Genomic DNA, 19,062 nt, shown 5'->3' with positions numbered 1-19,062 from the left:
TTGCGTTTCGGCGTGAACTACACCCCGTCCACCGGTTGGTTCCACCACTGGCTCGACTTCTCGCTGGACGACGTCAAAGCCGACTTCGAGGCGATCGCCGGGCTGGGACTAGACCACGTGCGGGTGTTCCCGCTGTGGCCGGTGTTCCAGCCCAACCGCGGCCTCGTCCGGCCGAAGGCGGTCGAGCAGCTCGGGCACGTGCTCGACGCGGCGCACGAGTTCGGCCTGGACGTGCAGGTCGACGTGCTGCAGGGGCACCTGTCGAGCTTCGACTTCTACCCGTCGTGGGTGCAGACCTGGCACCGCGCCAACATCTTCACCAACCTCGACGTGATCAGCGGGCAGAAGCTCTACATCCGCACGCTCGCGCAGGAGCTGGGGGAACGGCCGAACTTCCTCGGCTTCACCCTCGGCAACGAGGTCAACCTGCTCACCGAGTCCCACCCGTGCACGCCCGAGCAGGCCGCCGAGTGGATCGACACCTTGCTCGCCGAGTGCGCGGAAGCAGCGCCGCACCAGCCGCACGTGCACTCCGAGTACGACGCCGTCTGGTACGAGAGCGAACATTCGTTCCTACCCGAGCACGCGGCGAACAAGGGCGCGATGACGACCGTGCACTCGTGGGTCTTCAACGGCACTGCGCAGCGCTACGGCCCGATGTCGCCGGAGAGCGTCCACCACGCCGAGTACCTCGTCGAGCTCGCGAAGGCCCACGCGAAGGACCCGCGGCGGCAGGTGTGGCTGCAGGAGGTGGGCGCCGCGCAGCCCGAGATCAGCGCCGAGCAGGCGCCCGACTTCGCCGAGCAAACGCTTGCGAACGTGCTGACGTGCGCCAACCTCTGGGGCGTCACGTGGTGGTGCTCGTTCGACGTCGACCGTGCGCTGGTGGACTTCCCCGAACGCGAGTACGAGTTGGGGCTGATGACCACCGAACGCAAGGTCAAGCCGCTCGGCGAGGTGATCGCCCGGATCGCTCGGACGACGCCGCCCGCGCCGGCCGAGCGCACGCCGATCACGCTGCACGGCGACCGGCCCTCGTGGGGCCCCGGTGGCGCCTTCTTCGACGAGTGGATGGCCCTCGCGCGCACGGGTGTGCGTGCCTCGATCGAACTGGGGTAGACGACATGCACGACGAACGCGCGTTGCTGGAAGAACGGCTCAACCGCACGCTGAAGGAACGCATCCGCCCGGCCGTCTACGGCGAGACCGCACCGCTCGAACTCGCCGTCTGGACGGTGCCGGACGAGCCCGTCCCGGTCGCCGAAGCCCTCGAAGCCACCTACCTCCCGGCGGCGGTCGGCGACGCGTGGGGCGCGCCCTGGAGCACGAGCTGGTTCCGCCTCAGCGGCACCGTCCCGGAGTCGTGGCAGGGCGAGCAGGTCGAGGTCGTGCTGGACCTCGGCTTCACCCACCCCGGTCCCGGTTTCCAGTCCGAGGGCCTCGCCTACAACGCCCGGGGCGAGCCGATCAAGGGCATCGAGCCGCGCAACACCCACCTGCCCGTCGACGGCCGCGAGGTGCTGTTCTACCTGGAGGCCGCCGGCAACCCGACGATCCTCGACTTCCACCCGTTCCTGCCGACCCCGCTGGGCGACAAGCGGACGGCGGGCACCGAGCCGCTGTACAGGATCCTCAAGGCCGAGCTCGCGGTGTTCCGGCCGCAGGTGTGGCACCTGATGCTCGACATCGAGGTGCTGCAGTCGCTGATGGGGGAACTGCCCGGCCACGACCCGCGCCGGCACAAGGTCCTGCACGCGCTGGACCGGGCGATGGACGTGCTCGACCTGAACGAGGTCGCCGCCACCGCCGGCCTCGCCCGCGCGGAGCTGGCCGGTGTCCTCGCGCTGCCCGCGAACGCCTCCGCGCACAAGGTCTCCGCGATCGGTCACGCGCACATCGACTCCGCGTGGCTCTGGCCGTTGCGCGAGACCGTCCGCAAGTGCGCCCGCACGTTCTCGAACGTCACGAAGCTGATGGACGAGTACCCGGACTTCTACTTCGCGTGCTCGCAGGCCCAGCAGTACGCGTGGATGAAGGAGCACCACCCGCACGTGTGGGAGCGCGTTCGCGAGAAGGTCCGCGGTGGACAGTTCGTGCCCGTCGGCGGCATGTGGGTCGAGTCCGACACGAACATGCCCGGCGGCGAGGCGATGGCGCGCCAGCTCGTGCACGGCAAGCGCTTCTTCCTCGACAACTTCGGCGTCGAGACCGAGGAGGTGTGGCTGCCGGACTCGTTCGGCTACAGCGCCGCGCTCCCCCAGCTGATCAAGCTGAGCGGCTCGCGGTGGTTCCTCACCCAGAAGCTGTCGTGGAACCAGATCAACAGGTTCCCGCACCACACGTTCTGGTGGGAGGGCATCGACGGCACGCGGATCTTCACGCACTTCCCGCCCGTCGACACCTACAACTCGTCGCTGTCCGGCGAGGAGCTGGCGCGCGCGTCCAGGCAGTTCGCCGAGCACGCCAAGGCCTCGCGGTCGCTGGTGCCGTTCGGCTACGGCGACGGCGGTGGCGGCCCCACCCGCGAGATGATGGAGACCGCGCACCGCGTCGCGAACCTCGAAGGCTCGCCGACCGTGCGCGTCGAACCTCCCCGCGACTTCTTCCAGGCGGCACAGGACGAGTACCCGGACGCGCCGGTGTGGGCGGGCGAGCTGTACCTGGAGAAGCACCGCGCCACCTACACCACCCAGGCCAGGACCAAGCAGGGCAACCGCCGCAGCGAACACCTGCTGCGCGAGGCCGAGCACTGGTCGGCGGCCGCTGCCCTCGCGGGTGCCGAGTACCCGTACGACGACCTCGACCGGCTGTGGAAGACCGTGCTGCTGCACCAGTTCCACGACATCCTGCCCGGCAGCTCGATCGCCTGGGTGCACCGCGAGGCCGAGGCCACCTACGCCCGCGTGGCGTCCGAGCTCGAGGCGCTGACCGCCCGGGCCGTCGACGCGCTGAAGGGCGAGGGCGACGACGAGCTGACGTTCGACGTGCTCGGCGGCGACGCCCCGCGGCCGTTCGTGGCACCGGCGGACGGCGTGCTCGACAACGGCAGGCTGCGCGTCACGATCGACGCCGACGGCATCGTGACCTCGGTCCTCGACCTCGAAGAGGGCCGCGAGGTGCTGCCGCCGCACGGCTTCGCCGGCATGCCGCAACTGCACCGCGACAACCCGAACCAGTGGGACGCCTGGGACATCGACCCCTTCTACCGCAACTGGAAGGCCGACCTGATCCCGTCCGAACGCGTCGACACCTCCGACGGCGTGGTCGTGCGGGCGGAGTTCGGCGACTCGGTGCTCACCCAGACCATCCGCCTGCGCGAGGGCGCGAAGCAGGTCGACTTCACCACCGAGGTCGACTGGCAGGAGCGCGAGAAGCTGCTCAAGATCGCGTTCCCGCTCGACCTGCGCGCCGAGGTCTCCACGGCCGAGACCCAGTTCGGCCACCTGCACCGCCCGGTGCACACCAACACCTCGTGGGAGGCGGCGAAGTTCGAGATCTGCGCCCACCGCTTCCTGCACGTCGGCGAACCCGGCTACGGCGTCGCGGTGGTCAACGACTCGACCTACGGCCACGAGGTCACCCGCACCACCCGTGAGGACGGCGGCACCACCACGACCGTGCGCCTGTCCCTGCTGCGCGCACCCCGCTTCCCCGACCCGGAAACCGACCAGGGCGAGCACCGCTTCCGCTACGCCCTGGTGGTCGGCGACCTGCCGGCGGCCATCGACGCCGGCTACCGCATCAACCTGCCGCCGCGGTCCGTCCGCGGCTCCGCGGCACCGCGACCCCTGGTGCGCACGGACAACCCCGCGGTCAGGGTCGAGGCCGTGAAGCTGGCCGACGACAGGTCGGGCGACGTCGTCGTCCGGCTCTACGAGGCGCACGGCGGTCGTGCGCGCGCCTCGATCAGCACCTCCTTCGCCCACCGGCGGATCCAGGAGACCGACCTGCTCGAACGGCCACTGGCCGACGCGTCGGCCGAGGTGGTGCTCCGCCCCTTCCAAGTGATCACCCTGCGATTCACGAGGTGACCTCTCCTCCGCTGCCGGAGACGGGAGGCTCCGGCCCTCGCGGGCCGGGTTTCCCGTTTCACCGGCGACGGCCTCGCCGGGTTGGTCCCACACCGCCTGGAGCAGGCAGCGACCGCCTGCCCGGCGGTGAAGAACTTCGCAGGTCGCGCGGGCAGGTGGACGGGGGCGTCGATCGCGGCCCCTTACCCCGGCCGCGGGGATCCGCTGTTCCGGCCGCGGGAGGGCGGCGTAAGGGGTTCTGCGGCGCGACCATGGGTGATCGTCCGATGCCGGGGTTCACCCCTCAGGAGCAATCTCATCCTCGTCGGAGAACGAACTGAGGAGTGAGTCGGATGGAATGGACGCCCGAGGCGATCAAGGCGGAGATGGACTACCGGCAGGAGGCGCTGCGCGAGGACGCACGCCGTGCGCGGGAGTACTACCGCAACGGTGGCAAGGAGCGGTCGTGGTGGCACCGCATGACACACCGCCACGAGCCTGAGGTTCCCGCCGGACCACAGGCTGCGTGATGCCGGGGGTGGCCGTGGGGGTGGCCCTGTTCCTCTCGTCCGGGAACGGGAACCACCCCCACGGCCGGAGCGCTCCTAGGCCTTGGCCGGCAGCCACGCCTTGACCTTGTCGGCGTTGGCGTCCGCCCACTTCCCGGCGGCGTCCTCGGGCTTCATCTTGTCCTCGGCGATGTACTTCGCCACGGTGTTCTGGTCCTCGTTGGTCCACTGGAAGTTCTTGACCAGCTGGAAGGCCGGGCCGCCCGCGTCGGCGAACTTCTTGGACACGATCTTGTCGAGGTCGTAGTCCGGGTAGTCGCAGGCGACCTTCTCGGCGTCGGCGTCACAGCCGGGCTTGTACTCGGGCAGCTTCACCTTCTCGAGCTTGATCTCGTTGAGCAGCCACTGCGGCGAGTAGAAGTAGCCGATGACCCACTTCTTGTCCTTCTCCGCCTGGCGGAAGGCCTGGATCAGCGCGGTCTCGCTGCCGCCGTAGACGACCTTGTAGTCGAGGTTCAGGTTCTTCACCAGGGCCTCGTCGTTGGTCACGAACGACGGGTCGCCGTCGAGCAGCTGGCCCTTGTCACCGGACTCGGACGTCTTGAACCTGTCCGCGTACTTGTTGAGGTTGTTCCAGTCGAGGATGTCGGGGTGCTCCTTGGCGAGCCACGGCGGCACGTACCAGCCGATCTGCCCCTTCACACCGGTGGACCCCGCGCTGACGGCGGTCTTCTGCTCGTCGATGTACTTCTTGCGCAGGTCGTCGTGGCCCCAGTTCTCCACGACGGCGTCGACCTCGCCGGTGCCGAAGCCCTGCCAGGCCACCTCTTCCTTGAGCTCCTTCTTCGTGACCTTGCAGCCCAGCTCCTTCTCGGCCACGTGAGCGAGCACGGCGGCGTTCGCCTCGTAGCCGACCCACGGGTTGATCGCGAGGTTGAACGTGCCGCAGTCGCCGGTCGCACCCGAGGAGGTGTCACCGACCTTGGCGCCACCGCAACCGGCCAAAGCGAGCGCTCCCACCAGCACCGCTCCCAGCACGCTGTGCCTACCCACTTCCCAGACCTCCTAGTTGGTCCACCGCTGGGCGGCCGCCCGGGTGAGGCGGTCGAGCATCACGCCCAGCACGACGATCGCGACACCGGCCGCGAGCCCCTTGCCGTACAACTGGCCCTGCGAGAACCCGGCCACCACGTCGTAGCCGAGCGCGCCGGCGCCGACGAGCCCGCCGACGACGACCATCGAGAGCACGTAGACCAATCCCTGGTTGGCGGCGAGGGTCAACGCCCCGCGCGCCATGGGCAGCTGGACCTTCACGATCGTCTGCCACGAGCTCGACCCCAGCGCCGTGGACGCCTCGACCGCCGCGGGCGGCACGGCGCGGACGCCGTCGGCGATGATCTTGATGGCGACCGGGGCCGCGAACACCACGGCCGCGATGATCGCCGTGAAGCGCGAGGCGGAGAACAACGCCAGGAACGGCACCAGGTAGACGAACGCCGGCATGACCTGCGCGGCGTCGAGGACCGGCCGGACGATCCGGTCCGCGCGCCTGCTGCGCCCCATCCAGACACCGACGACAACGCCCAGGACCATCACCATGATCGTGGCGACCAGCGTGGACGCCAGCGTGATCATCGAGTCCTGCCACAGCCCCGTCGCGACGAGCAGGCCGAGGCACACGGCGGAGACGATCGCGGGCCTCAGGCCGCCGACCAGGAACGACAGCGCCACGACCACGAGCGCCACGAGGAACCACGGCGACTCGGCGAGCAACGCCTGCAACGGGTTGATCAGCGCGAACGTCACGAAGTCCTTGAAGCCGTTCGTCAGCGCCGGCAGCGAGTCCTGCGCCCACTCCGTGGCGGCGGTCGCGCCCCGGGTGATCGAACTGCCGATCTCCACGTCGGCCTGGAACTCCGCCGCCCAGAGGTAGGTGTGGGAGAGGTACGCGCAGACGCCCGTGACGCCGAGCCCGCCGAACAGCGCCCAGCGCGGGAGCCCGCGGCGCTCGGTGGCGGCGGTCGTCACGCGGTCCAGCACGATCGCCAGCACCACGATCGCGAGGCCCGCGTTGAACGCCGTGCCGACGTCGAGCGTCTGCAACGCCTTCACGACCGTCTTGCCGAGACCGGGCGCGTCGATCAGCGCGGCGATCGTGACCATCGACAGCGCGGCCATGATCGTCTGGTTGACGCCGAGCACGATGGTCTTGCGCGCGGACGGCAGCAGCACCTTCACCAAGGTCTGCGTCTGCGTCGCACCGAGGGACTCCGACGCCTCGACGGTGTCGCGCGGTACCGAGCGGATGGCGTGCGCGGTGATCCGGATCGCGGGCGGTGCCGCGTAGATCAGCGTCGCGATCGTCGCCGAGGCCGGTCCGATCAGGAAGAACAGCGTCAGCGGCGCCAGGTAGACGAAGGTCGGCATCGTCTGCATGAAGTCGAGCACCGGTGTCATGACCCGGTGGGCCCGGTCGGACAGACCCGCCCAGATCCCCAGCGGGATGCCGAAGAGCAACGAGATCACGACCGCCGAGAGCGTCAGCGAGAGCGTGTCCATGCTCTCCTGCCACAACCCCTGCAGGCCCAGGAACACGAAGCCCGCCACGGCGAGCAGCGCGACCCGCCAGCCGGCGACCGCGAGGCTGACGAAGCCCGCGATCGCGACCACGCCGAGCCAGCCGATCACCGGCACCGGCCGGCCGGACGACGGCTGCGCGATCAACGCCTGGACGAACGTCACGAACTCGTCGATGACGAGCCGGATCTCGTTGAAGAAGTGCAGGAAGACGGGGCTGGAGTTCCTGGACGCGCCGACGGCGTCGTTGACGTCGTTGACCCACCGGTGCAGCGGCGTCAGCTCGGAGGCGTCGAGCGGCAACGTGCCGACGTTGCGCAGCGCCACCCACAGCACGACCCAGGCGAGCACGATCCCGCCGAGGACCAGCGCCTTCTTGTGCCGCAGCAGCCGAGGGGGTCGTTTGGGGGCGGCGACGGCGACCATCACGCCTCCCCGGCCACGACCCCGAGGATCTCCTCGTCGGCCACGACCCCGAGCAGTTCGCCGTCGCGCACGACCTTCACCGGCTTGCCGGCGCCGAGCACGCCGCGAACGGCCTCGCGCACCACGGTCTCCGGCGCGAGCTCCGGTCCGTCCAGGTCGTCGCCGGGACGCGGCGGACGCATGATCCACTTGAGCGTCAGCACGTCCGGGCGCGACACGTCCCGCACGAAGTCGCGCACGTAGTCGTCCGCGGGCGCGCCGACCAGCTCGTCGCCGGTGCCGACCTGCACGACCCGGCCGTCGCGCATGATCAGGACGCGGTCGCCGAGCTTGAGCGCCTCGCTCAGGTCGTGGGTGATGAAGACCATCGTCTTGCCGACCTCGCGGTGCAGCCTGACGACCTCGGACTGCATGTCGCGCCGGATCAGCGGGTCGAGCGCCGAGAAAGGTTCATCGAAGAACAAAACATCGGGATCGCCGGCGAGTGCTCTCGCGAGGCCGACGCGTTGCTGCATACCACCGGAGAGTTGATCCGGATACGACTTCTCGTATCCGGTCAGCCCCACCAGATCGATCACTTCCCGGGAGCGCTCCCCGCGTTTCGCGCGCGGTACCCCGCGGATTTCCAGACCGTAACCGACGTTGTCGGCGACGGTGCGGTGCGGGAGCAGTCCGAAGTGCTGGAACACCATGGAGAACTTGTTCCTACGCAGTTCGCGCAAACGCTTGGCGTCCGCCTCGAGAATGTTCTCGCCCTCGAACGTGATCGCGCCCGCGGTCGGTTCCACGAGCCTCGTGAGGCAGCGGACCAAAGTGGACTTGCCGGACCCGGACAGGCCCATGACCACGAACATCTCCCCTGGAGCGACCTCGAAGTCCACTCCCCGCACGGCCGCGACGGACCCCGTCCGGTCCATCAGTTCCGATCGCGGCAAAGCCCTGAGCTCGTCCGAACCCACCACTTGCGACGCCTTGGGTCCGAACACCTTCCACAGGTCCCTGACCGAAATCACGGGATCCACGCCAAACCACTCCGACCTGTTGCGGACTGCGCACACCGTTTCTCGATGCGCGACAGCATTGACCTGTCGCACGGGTACGGTCAAGGCCCGAAACGAATCCGCTCCTTTTTGGACAACCAATCATCCTATGACTTGACTCTGTCTGATCGTTGGGGAAAAGGTGAACTCGCCGGTCTCCTGAACCGCTCGTTCCCCCCGACGAGGAGCTGTTCGTGCAAGCCCCCAGAATTGCTCTGGCAATGACGTTCGTGGTGACGATCGCCGGTTGTGGCAGCGGATCGACGGCGTCACCCCGCTCCAGTCCGGCAACACCGACCGAGCCCTGCGACTCCCTCACCATCGCGGTCAACCCGTGGGTCGGCTACGAGGCGAACGCGGCCGTGATCGCGCACCTCGCCGAGACGCGGCTGGGCTGCGAGGTCACGAAGAAGGAGGTCGACGAGCAGACCGCCTGGCAGGGCCTCGACTCCGGCGAGATCGACGTGATCCTCGAGAACTGGGGCCACGAGGACCTGAAGCAGAAGTACGTCGAGGAGAAGCGCACCGCCGTGCGGGTCGGCCCGACCGGCAACAAGGGCGTGATCGGCTGGTACGTGCCGCCGTGGATGAAGAAGGAATTCCCGGACATCACGAACTGGCAGAACCTCAACAAGTACGCGGACAGGTTCAAGACCCCGCAGTCCGACGGCAAGGGCCAGGTGCTCGACGGCGACCCCTCGTACGTGACGAACGACGAGGCGCTGGTCAGGAACCTCGGCCTCGACTACAAGGTCGTCTACGCGGGCAGCGAGCAGGCGCTCATCAAGGCGTTCCGCCAGGCCGAGGAGAAGAAGACCCCGCTGATCGGCTACTTCTTCGAGCCGCAGTGGCTGCACCTCGACATCGAACTGGTCAAGATCGACCTGCCCGCGTACACGGCGGGCTGCGACGCGGACCCGGCCGAGGTCGCCTGCGACTACCCGCGCTACGAGCTCGACAAGATCGCCTCGAAGAAGTTCGTCGAGAAGGGCGGGCCCGCGGCACGGCTGGTCCAGAACTTCCAGTGGAGCAACGACGAGCAGGACACGGTCGCGTCGTTCATCGCCAAGTACAAGATGTCGCCGGACGAGGCGGCGAAGCGGTGGGTCGAGGCGAACCCGGACCGCGTCGAGGACTGGCTCACGAGGGCCAAGCCGTAACTTCCGTCCTCAGTTCCGGCCGCGCGACCACCACTTCTCGTCGGGGCCGGAGATGTCCTCGACGCTGAGCCTGCGCACCGATCCCGTGCGCTTGAGCCGGGCCACCAACTGGTCCTCCCGCTGCGCGAGCCGGCGGTAGATCTCCACGGCGGAGGTCTCCTGCCGGCCCTGCCGCCGTTCGACGGTCCGCCAGTTGCCGAGGAACTCGAGCGTCAGGTCCGCGACGGCCTGCCCGGCGTGGGCCGTGAGCGTGTCGGCAGGGGAGGCGAACCGCCCGGCGTGGAACGCGAGGTTGCGGGTGACGTAGAGCCACTCCAGCAACGCGGCGGCGGTGTCCTCCTGCTCGCGCAGCCAGGCCGCGAGGACCTTCGAGTCGGCGAGCCGGTCGCGCCACAGCCCCGCCAGGTCGTGGACCAGCCCGCCCTCGTTCTCCGCCAGCGCGGTGACGGCCCGCTGCGCGGCCGCGAGCCGTTCGTCCGGGCGGTTGTGCTCGACCAACACCTCCAGCCAGGCGTCCACGGACCTCAGGTGGTGCTTCACCCCGGTCGTCGGCACGTGCGCGTCGAGCGGTTTGCGCAGTTCGGTGTCGTGGTTGGTGAGCACGACGTGCAGGCTGACCAGGTGCTGCCGCAACACCTGCAGCGCGCACGCCTTCGCCAGCCACGCGATCTTGCCCGGGTCGAGCCCCGTCGCCTCCAGCGCGCTCCACGCGAGCCCCGCGCTGGCCATCGGCGCGTCGACCTGACGTGCGAGGTTCGCCACCCGCATCGCGCTGCGCAGCTCGGCGGGCCAGTACGCGGTGAGCGGGTAGGCGTTGTTCACGGTCCGCCGGTGCTCGGTGCCGCGCGTGACGCGGCCGCCCGGCCCGCTGACCTGCCAGACCGGTGCGATGGTCAGCTCGGTGAGCCGCTCCCCCGCGGCGTACTGGTCGAGCACCTCGCTGAGGATCCGGCGCCCCTTCAGCGCGGCCGTGTGCACGTCCGCCGCCTCGACCGGCAGCCGCACCAGCACCGACGACCCGTCCACCGCGTCCTTGAGGAAGTCGTCCTTCGGCAACCTGTTGCGGTGCAACGGCTCCTGACGCGCCTGCGGCAGCAGCCCGTCGAGGTGCCGCAGCACGCGGGCCCCCCGCACCACGAACGCCACGACGTGCCGGCGCGGCTCCGGCCACAGCACGCGGCCGAGGTCGCCGGGCTTCTTGAGCCACCGCAGCAGATCGGCCCGCAACTCCCTGCCGTCTCTGCCGTGCACCGCCACGACGACCGCGATCTCGGCGGTCATCCTGGTGCGCGACGAAAGCCCGACGCCGTTCCACAGTGGAGCGAGCCAGCTCCGCACGGCCTTCTCCAGCGCTCCCGGGTCGAGCTTCGCCGCCGCCGCGGCCGTGACCACCGGGTCGAGCCTCTGCCCGTCGGCCGCGATGGCGGCTTCGACCCCGAGGAGGACCTTGCGCGCCGCGGCGAGCTCCTTCGCGCCACCGTGGGCGTACGCGGGCCTGGCGGCGTCCATGCACGCCAGCGAGGTGGTGATGACGCGCCGCAGCAGGTTCCACCGCGGCTGGTCCTCGGCGGCGTGGCTCTCCAGCGCGGTCTTCGCCCGCGTGACGGCGAGGAACGCGCTGTTCAGCCCCGCCACGTGCTCCCCCAGATGCGCGTCGGGATCGAGCGCGCGCAGCACCCCCTGCAGGAACGCCCGCTGCCCGCGGTCGAGCCCGGCGTCGTCGAAGGCCTGCCGCAGCCGGGCGTCGAGGTACTGGTAGCGCACGTGACGCACCATAGAGGGCATGGACAACCGGAAAGCGGTCTTCGCGGGCGCCCACGGCCAGGCACTGGCGGGCCGGCTCGAACTGCCCGCCGGCGACGTCACGGCGACGGCCGTGTTCGCGCACTGCTTCACCTGCGGCAAGGACTCGGTGGCCGCGACCCGCATCGCCCGCGAGCTCGCCTCCCACGGCGTCGCGGTGCTGCGCTTCGACTTCACCGGCCTCGGCCAGTCCGACGGCGACTTCGCGAACACGACGTTCACGTCCAACGTCGACGACCTCGTCTGCGCCGCCGACCACCTGCGCGACACCATCGGCGCCCCGAGCGTCCTCATCGGACACTCGCTCGGCGGCGCGGCCGTCCTCGCCGCCGCACACCGGATCCCGGAGGTCAGGGCGGTCGCCACGATCGGCGCCCCCGCCGACACCGCCCACGTCGAACACCTGCTCGGCTCGTCGCGGGAGCAGATCGAGGCGGACGGCGTGGCCGAGGTGCTGCTCGCCGGGCGCCCGTTCCGGATCAGCAACGACTTCCTGCTCGACATCAAGCAGCAGAACCAGACCGCGTGCATCGCGGGCCTCGACCGCGCACTGCTCGTGATGCACTCCCCGCAGGACGACACGGTGGGCGTCGACAACGCCAGGGTGATCTTCGACGCAGCCCGCCACCCCAAGTCGTTCGTCTCGCTCGACGGGGGCGACCACCTGCTGACCGACCGCGCGGACGCCGCCTACGTGGCACGGGTGCTGGCGGCGTGGGCGAGCCGCTACCTAGCCGAGGACATGGCCTAGATGCGAAAACCCGCAGCGGCGAGGTCGCTGCGGGTTTCGTCAACCGTCGGGGCGACAGGATTTGAACCTGCGACCCCCCGCTCCCAAAGCGGGTGCGCTACCAAACTGCGCCACGCCCCGGTTGCACCAAGCTTACCGCCACCCGCTAAGGTATTAACCGCAGCCCCTCAGGGGCGGCAATGCGGGCGTAGCTCAATGGTAGAGCCCTAGTCTTCCAAACTAGCTACGCGGGTTCGATTCCCGTCGCCCGCTCGCGGCCGAGGCCGACCTGTGTCTGCGAAAGCGCAGACCGGGTCGGCCTCTCGCATTTTCCCTGGGGGCCGAGCCCCCAGACCCCTGCCGGGGCGGTCCCCGGACCCCCGTCTGTGTCGTGCGGCTCACGCCGACGCGATGCCCACCTGCGTGCGGCGGTGCGCGGGACGGTCGATCTCGTCCACGACGGCCAGCGCGAAGTCCTCGTAGGTCAGTTCGCCGGCCGGGTCGACCGAGCCGATCCGGTACGTGCCCGTCGCGGTGCCGCCGAAGTCGCCGACGGGGCTCATCACCAGCCAGTCGGCCTCGGAGGCCGCGAGCACCTCGACGCCCGCCGCGTGGCCCAGGCAGAACGGCCGGTGCTCGGCCGGGAAGTCCGGGCCGTCGACCAGGCGGAGCCCCGGCGCCGTCTCCAGCAGCGGGTAGATGCCGACCACGATGATCCGGCCGGCGCCGGAGGCCACCAGTGCGCGGGCCGCCTCCGCGTAGAACTCCGCCGGGTCGCGGGAGAGGTCCACCACCGCGCTCACCGCCACGTCGTGCGCGGCGGCCACCTCCGCCGCGGCCTGCACCCCGGGAGTGCGGCCGACCTCCGTCACCTCGTGACCGCGGGCGCGCGCCACCTGCGTGATCCGGCGTCCCGCCTGGCCGGACGCCCCGAAAACAACGATCTTCGCCATGAGCGCGAAGGTAGGGTGCGGGGGTCCGGTTCCCGCAACGACATCGGGGGTGACCAGGTGGAATGCGCGCACGGGGAACTGCCGTACCGCATCGGTGACAAGTGGACCGCGCACGTGCTGCGGGCGTTGCAGGGCGGGCGGCGGCGGTTCACCGAACTGCGGGCCGGGCTGCCGGGCGTGACGGCCAAGGTGCTCACCGAGACGCTGCGGGCGATGGAGCGCGACGGGGCGGTTTCGCGCGAGGCGTTCGCGGAGAACCCGCCGCGGGTCGAGTACGAGCTGACGGCCCGCGGGCGCGACCTGCTCGGCCTGCTCGACCTGTGTTGTGACTGGGCACGAGAGAAGCTGGTGGAGAAGTGAGGCTCGAACAGATCGTCATCGACAGCAACGACCCCGGCAAGCTCGTCCGGTTCTGGGCGGAGCTGCTCGGCGGTGAGCCGGTGAACCGCGCGCACGGCTGGGCGCACGTCGAGCCGCCCGGTGGTGTGCGGATGTCGTTCCAGCCGGTGCCGGAGCGCAAGGACGTGAAGAACCGGCTGCACCTCGACTTCGAGGTCGACGACATCGAGGCGTCGGTCGTGAAGGCGGTCAGCCTGGGCGCCACCCGCGAGGGCGTCGTGCACACCGACGAGCAGGGCAGCTTCCAGGTCATGCGCGACCCCGAGGGCAACGAGTTCTGCTTCGTCCACTGAGGAACTACTGGACGGCGCGCCAGAGCGCCTCACCGAAGCGGATCGCGAGGAGCAGGAGCAGCAGGCCGATCGCGAAACTGATGAGGCACCGCACGACGACCAGCAGCTTGGTGCCCTTCACCCGGCCATGCTCCACCGCGGGCGGGCACGGGCGACAGAGGCCATCGGGCCCAATGCCCGTTGCCAATACCATGCCGGTGTGACCGACTGCCTGTTCTGCCGCATCGTCGCGGGCGAGATCCCGGCGACCGTCGTGGCGGAGACCGACACGACCCTCGCGTTCCGCGACATCGACCCCAAGGCGCCCACGCACGTCCTGGTGATCCCCAAGGAGCACCACCGGGAGATCGGCGACGTCGACCCGGCGCTCGCGGGGCAGGTCCTCGCCACCGCGCACCAGGTCGCGAAGTCGGAGGGCATCGACTCCTCCGGCTACCGGCTGGTGTTCAACACGGGCCGCGACGGCGGCCAGACCGTTTTCCACGTGCACTGCCACGTCCTCGGCGGGCGCGGCCTCACGTGGCCTCCGGGATAGCCATCTCCCGCACGAACGCCGCGTCGACCGGGTCCCCGTGACCCGGCACGACGATCCGCGGGTCCAGCCGGAGCAGCAGGTCGAGGACGTGGCGCCAGTTCGACGGCGTCGCGTCCGGGCCCGCCTGCGCGGGAGCGCCCTGCTCGACCAGGTCGCCCGCGAACACCACCCCGGCGTCCGGCACGTGCACGACGACGTCGTGCGAGGTGTGCGCGGGCCCGAAGTGGTGCAGGTCGACCCGCCGGCCGCCGACGTCGAGCGTGACGGTGTCGCGGAACGTGTGCGTGGGCGCGACCAGCCTGCCCTCGAACGGGTCGCGGTAGTACTTCGCCCGGTCGTCGAGCAGCCTCTCGTCGACCACGCAGTCCTCGTGCGCCCACACCTCGCACGGCAGGAACGCCTCGGTGGCCAGCACGTGGTCGAAGTGGTTGTGCGTCAACACGATCCGCGACGGGCTGATCTCGCGCGCCAGGGCGGGGTCCATCCCGGCGTCCACGAGCAGCGAGTCACCGGAACCGGTGACGTGGCCGAGCGTCAGGTCCAGCTCGGTGTGCCGTCGGACGAACACGCCGTCCGCGATCTCGATCACCGCAGCACCCCGCCGACCAGCACCGGTGCGGTGTCGCTCACGCCGAGCTCGACCGCGAGCTCCACGTCCGCGGCGTGCCCGTTGCCGATCAGCTCCCTCCCCGACCCGCACTCCCGGACCGCGGCGGCGACGTCGGTGCCCCGGAACGCCGTGACGGCGAGCCGCGCCTCCGGTGAGGCCTTCCCGGTCAGCGCGGCCAGCACCGCGCCCGCCCCCAGGTAGTCCTCGACGCACGGCCGCAACGGCCCGAACTCGCGCGGCCCGCCCCTCGTCGACATGTCGAGCCCCCAGCGTTCGCCGCCCGGGACCAGTCCGATGGTCTCCCCCAGCTCCTGAGCGCGCCGCGCGACCGCCTCCGCGTTGCGCAGGCAGGCCGCCAGCACGTGGGCGCCCGTCCGCGCCGCCAGCTCGCAGAGGTTCGACCCGTTCGGCGACGGCAGGTCGACCACACCGGTGGCGCCGACGAGTGATGCCGGTCGCGGCGTCCTGCCCGATGCCGGTCCCCACCGCGACGGCCGCACCCGGCCACCGCCCGAGACCACGAGGTCGACGGACGTGGTGAACGACAGCACGTCGACGACGACCAGCACGTCACAGCCCCGCAGGGCCTCGACGCCCTCGGGCCCCCACTCCAGCCTCAGCTGGTACCCCTCCTGGCTGAACACACCCACCAGCGTGTCAGACTCCGTGACGTGCGCGTTTATCTGGCAGCAGACCACGCTGGCTTCGAGCTGAAGTCCCACCTGACCACGGCCCTCACCGAGCAGGGCTACGAGGTCGTCGACGTCGGTGCCCACACCTACGACGCCCAGGACGACTACGTGTCGTTCTGCGTCGACGCCGCGGAGAAGGTCGTCGCGGATCCCGGCAGCCTCGGCGTCGTCATCGGCGGTTCGGGCAACGGCGAGCAGATCGCCGCGAACAAGGTGAAGGGCGCCCGCGCCGCGCTGGCGTGGAACGTCGACACCGCCCAGCTCGCCCGCCAGCACAACGACGCCCTGCTCGTCGGCATCGGCGCCCGCCAGCACTCGGCGGAGGAGGCGACCGAGATCGTGTCGGCGTTCCTCAGGACGCCGTTCTCGGGCGAGCCGCGCCACCAGCGCCGCATCGACCAGGTGAGCGCTTACGAGACCAACCCCGCCGAGAACAAGGCCTGATGCCCGAGGGCCACACGCTGCACCGCCTCGCGCGGCTGCACCAGCGCCGGTACGCGGGCAGGCCCGTGTCCGTCAGCAGTCCGCAGGGACGCTTCGCGGCGTCCCTTGTGGACGGACGGACGCTGGTCCGCGCCGAGGCGCACGGCAAGCACCTGTTCCACGTGTACGGTCCGGACGCGATCGTGCACGTGCATCTAGGGCTGTACGGGACGTTCACCGAGTCGCCGCTGCCGGTCCTGCTGCCCGTCGGCCAGGTCCGCATGCGGATGGTCGGCGAGACGCACTGGACCGACCTGCGCGGGCCCACGGCGTGCGAGGTGCTGAACAAGGCCGAGGCCAAGGCGATCCGCGACCGGCTCGGGCCCGACCCGTTGCGCCGCGACGCCGACCCCGGCCTCGCCTTCGAGCGGATCACGCGGTCCAGGCAGTCGCTCGCCGTGCTGCTGATGGACCAGCGGGTCCTCGCGGGTGTCGGCAACGTCTACCGCGCCGAGGTGCTGTTCCGGCACAACGTGAACCCGCTGCTGACCGGCGACAAGGTGAGCCGCGAGCTGTGGGACGCCATCTGGGCCGACCTGGTCGTGCTGATGAAGGACGGCGTGAAGGTCGGCCGGATCGACACCGTCCGCAAGGAGCACCTGCCGAAGGCGATGGGCCGGGCGCCGCGCGTGGACCGGCACGGCGGTGAGGTCTACGTCTACCGCCGCGCCGGAGAGCCGTGCTTCCTCTGCGGTACCGAGGTCCTGACCACGGAACTGGCAGGCCGGAACCTCTTCTGGTGTCCCGTCTGCCAGTCCTGACCCGAGGTCGGGCCGGTTTTCCCGGGGTGCGGCCGGACGGTGCTCGACCGACGGGCACTCAGAAGTCGAACCCGCCCATGTCGCCGAAGTCGAAGCCACCGGCGTCGCCCATGTCGGCGGCGCCGCCCATGTCCCCCATGCCCATGTCGCCCATGCCGTAGTCGCCGACACCGTGCATGCCGGAGAACATGGCGTCCATCAGCAGGAACGTGCCCACGCCCCAAGCGCCGGCCACGAGCGCGGGCTTCCACCACGGCTCGGAGTACCAGCCGCGCGGCACCGGACGGCCCGCGACCACGCCCCCGGGGTAGTAGTACGGCGTGCCCGAACCGGAGTTCGGCGAGGCGGCGTACCGGTGGCCCTCGACGCTGACCTGCCGGCTCTCGCTGACGGCACCCGCCTGCCTCTGCGCGGCGCTCTCGGGCAGCGCGGGTCCGGGGTCCATGCCCATGGCCTCCCGGGCCGCGCGCACGTAGTGCAGGCCCTCCATCGCCGTCTCGGTGACGAGCCGCGCCTGCGGGATCGTGCGGGCCTGCTCCATCTGCGACCCGGCGGCGGTGAAGCGCTCGGACGCGTCCGCCATCGCCTGCGTCGCCGCGGCGTTGCTGCCGGTGAGGCTCATCACCTGCCCGCCCAGCCGTTCGACCCAGCGGCGTGCTTCCGCCTTGGCGTCGTCGAGCTCCCGCGCCTTGCGCGCGTTGCTCTGGCTGACCAGGTAGAACACGCCCGCGACCAGCAGTACCAGCACAACGACCCACACGATGGTGCCCACGGCATTACCTCCCACGCCAGGTAATCCGGCAACGTGTGAACGCCATTGGTAGTTCCGTCAGAACACCTCGGGGCAATGCGGCTCACGTTCGCCGAGGAAGGCCAACGAGAGCGCGTTGACGTGTCCGGCCGTGTGCTCCACCACGCGGTGTGCCCGCGCGAGCACGGAAAGCCGGGCGCCGCCGAGGAAAGCGCTGCCGAGCGCGGCGACGTCGAGCGACACGTCCGCCGGGTCCTCGGTGCGCGTGACGACGGCCTCGCCGTCCTTCGCGGTGAAGCGCCACCGGCCGGAGTTCCACGGGCAGAACCGGTCCTCGACCTCCAGCACACTGTCCACATCGGACGAGTACCGGCGCAGCGGCAGCGCCTTCTCGACGTCGACGACCCGCAGCCACAGGGCGTCGGTCAGCTCCCGCATCACCTTCCGCGGGTTGTCGACCATGTGCAGGACCGGGTCGTCCGCCGCCGTGAAGAACGAGATGCTGCCGGCGAGGTCGAGGTCCAGCAGGAACCGGTAGAGGTCCGCGTAGGCCTGGTCGGTCTCGCACACCAGCTCGCGCACGTGCAGCTCGTGCTTCGGGCCGCCGCTGTCGGAGTTGTGCTTCACGCGGAACACCACGTACCCCTCGGGGTGCAGGCAGTAGCGGTAGGACGTGAGGCCGCCGCGGTCGCCCTCGGCGTCGGCGAGGTGGACCTCCCACGACTTCTCCACCCGGCTCAGCCAGCCGGTCTTCACGCGGCGCACGCGGTCGTGGACCTCGCGCATGAACGGCATCGCTTCCTCGCGCGCCACCTGCCGGATCCGCGCCGGGCTCACGGACACGCCGGGGTGGAACGGCATCCGCGTCGGCATCGTGAGCTTCGCCAGGCTCGACGCGTACTCGCCGTAGCCGAACCGCCGGTAGATCGAGCCCTCCGACGCCCAGAGGACCGCGATCGACTCCCCGGCCCGGCGGATGTCGTCCAGTTGCGTCCTCATCAGCAGCGAGGCCATGCCGCGGCGGCGGTGGCCCGGTTTGACGCCGACCACGGTCACCGCGCCGACCCCCGCCTGGACGCCGCCGGGCAGGGTGAGCTCGCGGGTGAGGACGCCGCCGGTGCCGATCATCTCGTCGCCGTCGAACACGGCGTGGGTCCGTTCCAGTTCGAGCACCTTGAGCCAGCGGTGGTCCTCCGCAGGTTCGTCGAGGAACGACCACGCGAACACCCGGTGGAAGTCCGGGAGGTCGGTGCTGTCGATGGTCCTGATGCTCAGCGCCGAGTCAGCCATAGCGGCAGTGATACGCCGCCACGGCGACTCCCGCAGCTCA

At 70.4% G+C, this 19,062-nt stretch carries 19 protein-coding genes and 2 tRNA genes; 11 read left to right on the top strand and 10 right to left on the bottom strand.

Annotated features, from left to right (window positions below):
* The first annotated feature begins 12 nt into the window (after positions 1-12).
* The 3 genes from L6E10_RS27815 (at position 13) to L6E10_RS27805 (ending at position 4,540) form a co-directional block, all read left to right on the top strand.
* Positions 13-1,119: a glycosyl hydrolase gene (locus L6E10_RS27815; RefSeq protein ID WP_236222894.1), complete on the top strand. Its 1,107-nt coding sequence runs from the start codon at positions 13-15 to the stop codon at positions 1,117-1,119.
* Positions 1,120-1,124: 5 nt separating this feature from the next.
* Entirely contained in the window at positions 1,125-4,031 is a 2,907-nt protein-coding gene (locus L6E10_RS27810) for a glycoside hydrolase family 38 C-terminal domain-containing protein (protein WP_236222892.1), read from the top strand.
* A gap of 332 nt (positions 4,032-4,363) precedes the next feature.
* Positions 4,364-4,540, top strand: a complete 177-nt coding sequence (locus L6E10_RS27805; protein ID WP_236222890.1) for a hypothetical protein — start codon at positions 4,364-4,366, stop codon at positions 4,538-4,540.
* Positions 4,541-4,615: 75 nt separating this feature from the next.
* On the opposite strand, the gene L6E10_RS27800 is transcribed toward L6E10_RS27805, so the two are convergent.
* The 3 genes from L6E10_RS27800 to L6E10_RS27790 are packed head-to-tail and all read right to left on the bottom strand — an operon-like array spanning position 4,616 to position 8,535.
* The gene (locus L6E10_RS27800) at positions 4,616-5,572 is read right to left on the bottom strand and encodes an ABC transporter substrate-binding protein (RefSeq protein WP_236222888.1); all 957 of its coding nucleotides are present in this window, start codon (positions 5,570-5,572) and stop codon (positions 4,616-4,618) included.
* A 12-nt stretch (positions 5,573-5,584) separates the two neighbouring features.
* Positions 5,585-7,522: a proline/glycine betaine ABC transporter permease gene (locus tag L6E10_RS27795; RefSeq protein WP_236222887.1), complete on the bottom strand. Its 1,938-nt coding sequence runs from the start codon at positions 7,520-7,522 to the stop codon at positions 5,585-5,587.
* Positions 7,522-8,535, bottom strand: a complete 1,014-nt coding sequence (locus L6E10_RS27790) for a glycine betaine/L-proline ABC transporter ATP-binding protein (protein ID WP_236222886.1) — start codon at positions 8,533-8,535, stop codon at positions 7,522-7,524. Before L6E10_RS27790 ends, L6E10_RS27795 begins: the two co-directional genes overlap by 1 nt.
* A gap of 248 nt (positions 8,536-8,783) precedes the next feature.
* Here L6E10_RS27790 and L6E10_RS27785 point away from each other — a divergent pair, with 248 nt between their 5' ends.
* A complete protein-coding gene (locus L6E10_RS27785; protein WP_236222884.1) occupies positions 8,784-9,722 on the top strand; it encodes an ABC transporter substrate-binding protein in 939 nt (312 codons plus the stop codon).
* A 9-nt stretch (positions 9,723-9,731) separates the two neighbouring features.
* On the opposite strand, the gene L6E10_RS27780 is transcribed toward L6E10_RS27785, so the two are convergent.
* On the bottom strand, positions 9,732-11,486 hold the full coding sequence (locus L6E10_RS27780; protein ID WP_236222883.1) for a hypothetical protein: 1,755 nt from the start codon (positions 11,484-11,486) through the stop codon (positions 9,732-9,734).
* A 19-nt stretch (positions 11,487-11,505) separates the two neighbouring features.
* Between L6E10_RS27780 and L6E10_RS27775 the strand changes: the two genes are divergently transcribed.
* A complete protein-coding gene (locus L6E10_RS27775) occupies positions 11,506-12,276 on the top strand; it encodes a S9 family peptidase (protein ID WP_236222881.1) in 771 nt (256 codons plus the stop codon).
* Positions 12,277-12,322: 46 nt separating this feature from the next.
* On the opposite strand, the gene L6E10_RS27770 is transcribed toward L6E10_RS27775, so the two are convergent.
* A tRNA-Pro gene (locus tag L6E10_RS27770) sits at positions 12,323-12,396 on the bottom strand.
* A gap of 61 nt (positions 12,397-12,457) precedes the next feature.
* Between L6E10_RS27770 and L6E10_RS27765 the strand changes: the two genes are divergently transcribed.
* Positions 12,458-12,528 (top strand) — tRNA-Gly (locus L6E10_RS27765).
* A 125-nt stretch (positions 12,529-12,653) separates the two neighbouring features.
* On the opposite strand, the gene L6E10_RS27760 is transcribed toward L6E10_RS27765, so the two are convergent.
* The gene (locus L6E10_RS27760; protein ID WP_236222879.1) at positions 12,654-13,208 is read right to left on the bottom strand and encodes an NAD(P)-dependent oxidoreductase; all 555 of its coding nucleotides are present in this window, start codon (positions 13,206-13,208) and stop codon (positions 12,654-12,656) included.
* A gap of 57 nt (positions 13,209-13,265) precedes the next feature.
* Here L6E10_RS27760 and L6E10_RS27755 point away from each other — a divergent pair, with 57 nt between their 5' ends.
* From L6E10_RS27755 to L6E10_RS27745, 3 genes are all read left to right on the top strand, one after another.
* Positions 13,266-13,568 (top strand): helix-turn-helix domain-containing protein, encoded by a 303-nt coding sequence (locus L6E10_RS27755; RefSeq protein ID WP_236222877.1) that lies wholly within the window; start codon positions 13,266-13,268, stop codon positions 13,566-13,568.
* The gene (locus L6E10_RS27750; protein ID WP_236222876.1) at positions 13,565-13,900 is read left to right on the top strand and encodes a VOC family protein; all 336 of its coding nucleotides are present in this window, start codon (positions 13,565-13,567) and stop codon (positions 13,898-13,900) included. Before L6E10_RS27755 ends, L6E10_RS27750 begins: the two co-directional genes overlap by 4 nt.
* Before the next feature lie 199 nt (positions 13,901-14,099).
* Entirely contained in the window at positions 14,100-14,435 is a 336-nt protein-coding gene (locus L6E10_RS27745; protein WP_236222874.1) for a histidine triad nucleotide-binding protein, read from the top strand.
* Here the strand turns inward: L6E10_RS27745 and L6E10_RS27740 are convergent.
* Positions 14,416-15,024, bottom strand: a complete 609-nt coding sequence (locus L6E10_RS27740; RefSeq protein ID WP_236222872.1) for an MBL fold metallo-hydrolase — start codon at positions 15,022-15,024, stop codon at positions 14,416-14,418. The two genes, L6E10_RS27745 and L6E10_RS27740, sit on opposite strands and share 20 nt — an antisense overlap.
* Positions 15,021-15,695 (bottom strand): 2-phosphosulfolactate phosphatase, encoded by a 675-nt coding sequence (locus L6E10_RS27735; RefSeq protein ID WP_236222870.1) that lies wholly within the window; start codon positions 15,693-15,695, stop codon positions 15,021-15,023. The genes L6E10_RS27740 and L6E10_RS27735 overlap by 4 nt, the downstream gene beginning before the upstream one ends.
* A gap of 21 nt (positions 15,696-15,716) precedes the next feature.
* On the opposite strand from L6E10_RS27735, the gene L6E10_RS27730 reads away from it, so the two are divergent.
* Together L6E10_RS27730 and L6E10_RS27725 are read left to right on the top strand one after the other, a co-directional pair.
* Positions 15,717-16,181 (top strand): ribose-5-phosphate isomerase, encoded by a 465-nt coding sequence (locus tag L6E10_RS27730; RefSeq protein ID WP_236222869.1) that lies wholly within the window; start codon positions 15,717-15,719, stop codon positions 16,179-16,181.
* Positions 16,181-16,981, top strand: coding sequence for an Fpg/Nei family DNA glycosylase (locus L6E10_RS27725; RefSeq protein WP_236222867.1), 801 nt, complete (start codon positions 16,181-16,183; stop codon positions 16,979-16,981). The genes L6E10_RS27730 and L6E10_RS27725 overlap by 1 nt, the downstream gene beginning before the upstream one ends.
* A gap of 58 nt (positions 16,982-17,039) precedes the next feature.
* Here L6E10_RS27725 and L6E10_RS27720 read toward each other — a convergent pair whose 3' ends face one another.
* Positions 17,040-17,753, bottom strand: a complete 714-nt coding sequence (locus L6E10_RS27720) for a hypothetical protein (protein WP_236222865.1) — start codon at positions 17,751-17,753, stop codon at positions 17,040-17,042.
* A gap of 57 nt (positions 17,754-17,810) precedes the next feature.
* Positions 17,811-19,022, bottom strand: a complete 1,212-nt coding sequence (locus tag L6E10_RS27715; protein WP_236222864.1) for a GNAT family N-acetyltransferase — start codon at positions 19,020-19,022, stop codon at positions 17,811-17,813.
* Positions 19,023-19,062: the final 40 nt, after the last annotated feature.

This window comes from Lentzea sp. CC55, assembly GCF_021056325.1.
Classification (GTDB): domain Bacteria; phylum Actinomycetota; class Actinomycetes; order Mycobacteriales; family Pseudonocardiaceae; genus Lentzea; species Lentzea jiangxiensis.
This window is presented reverse-complemented; position numbering and strand designations above follow the sequence as displayed.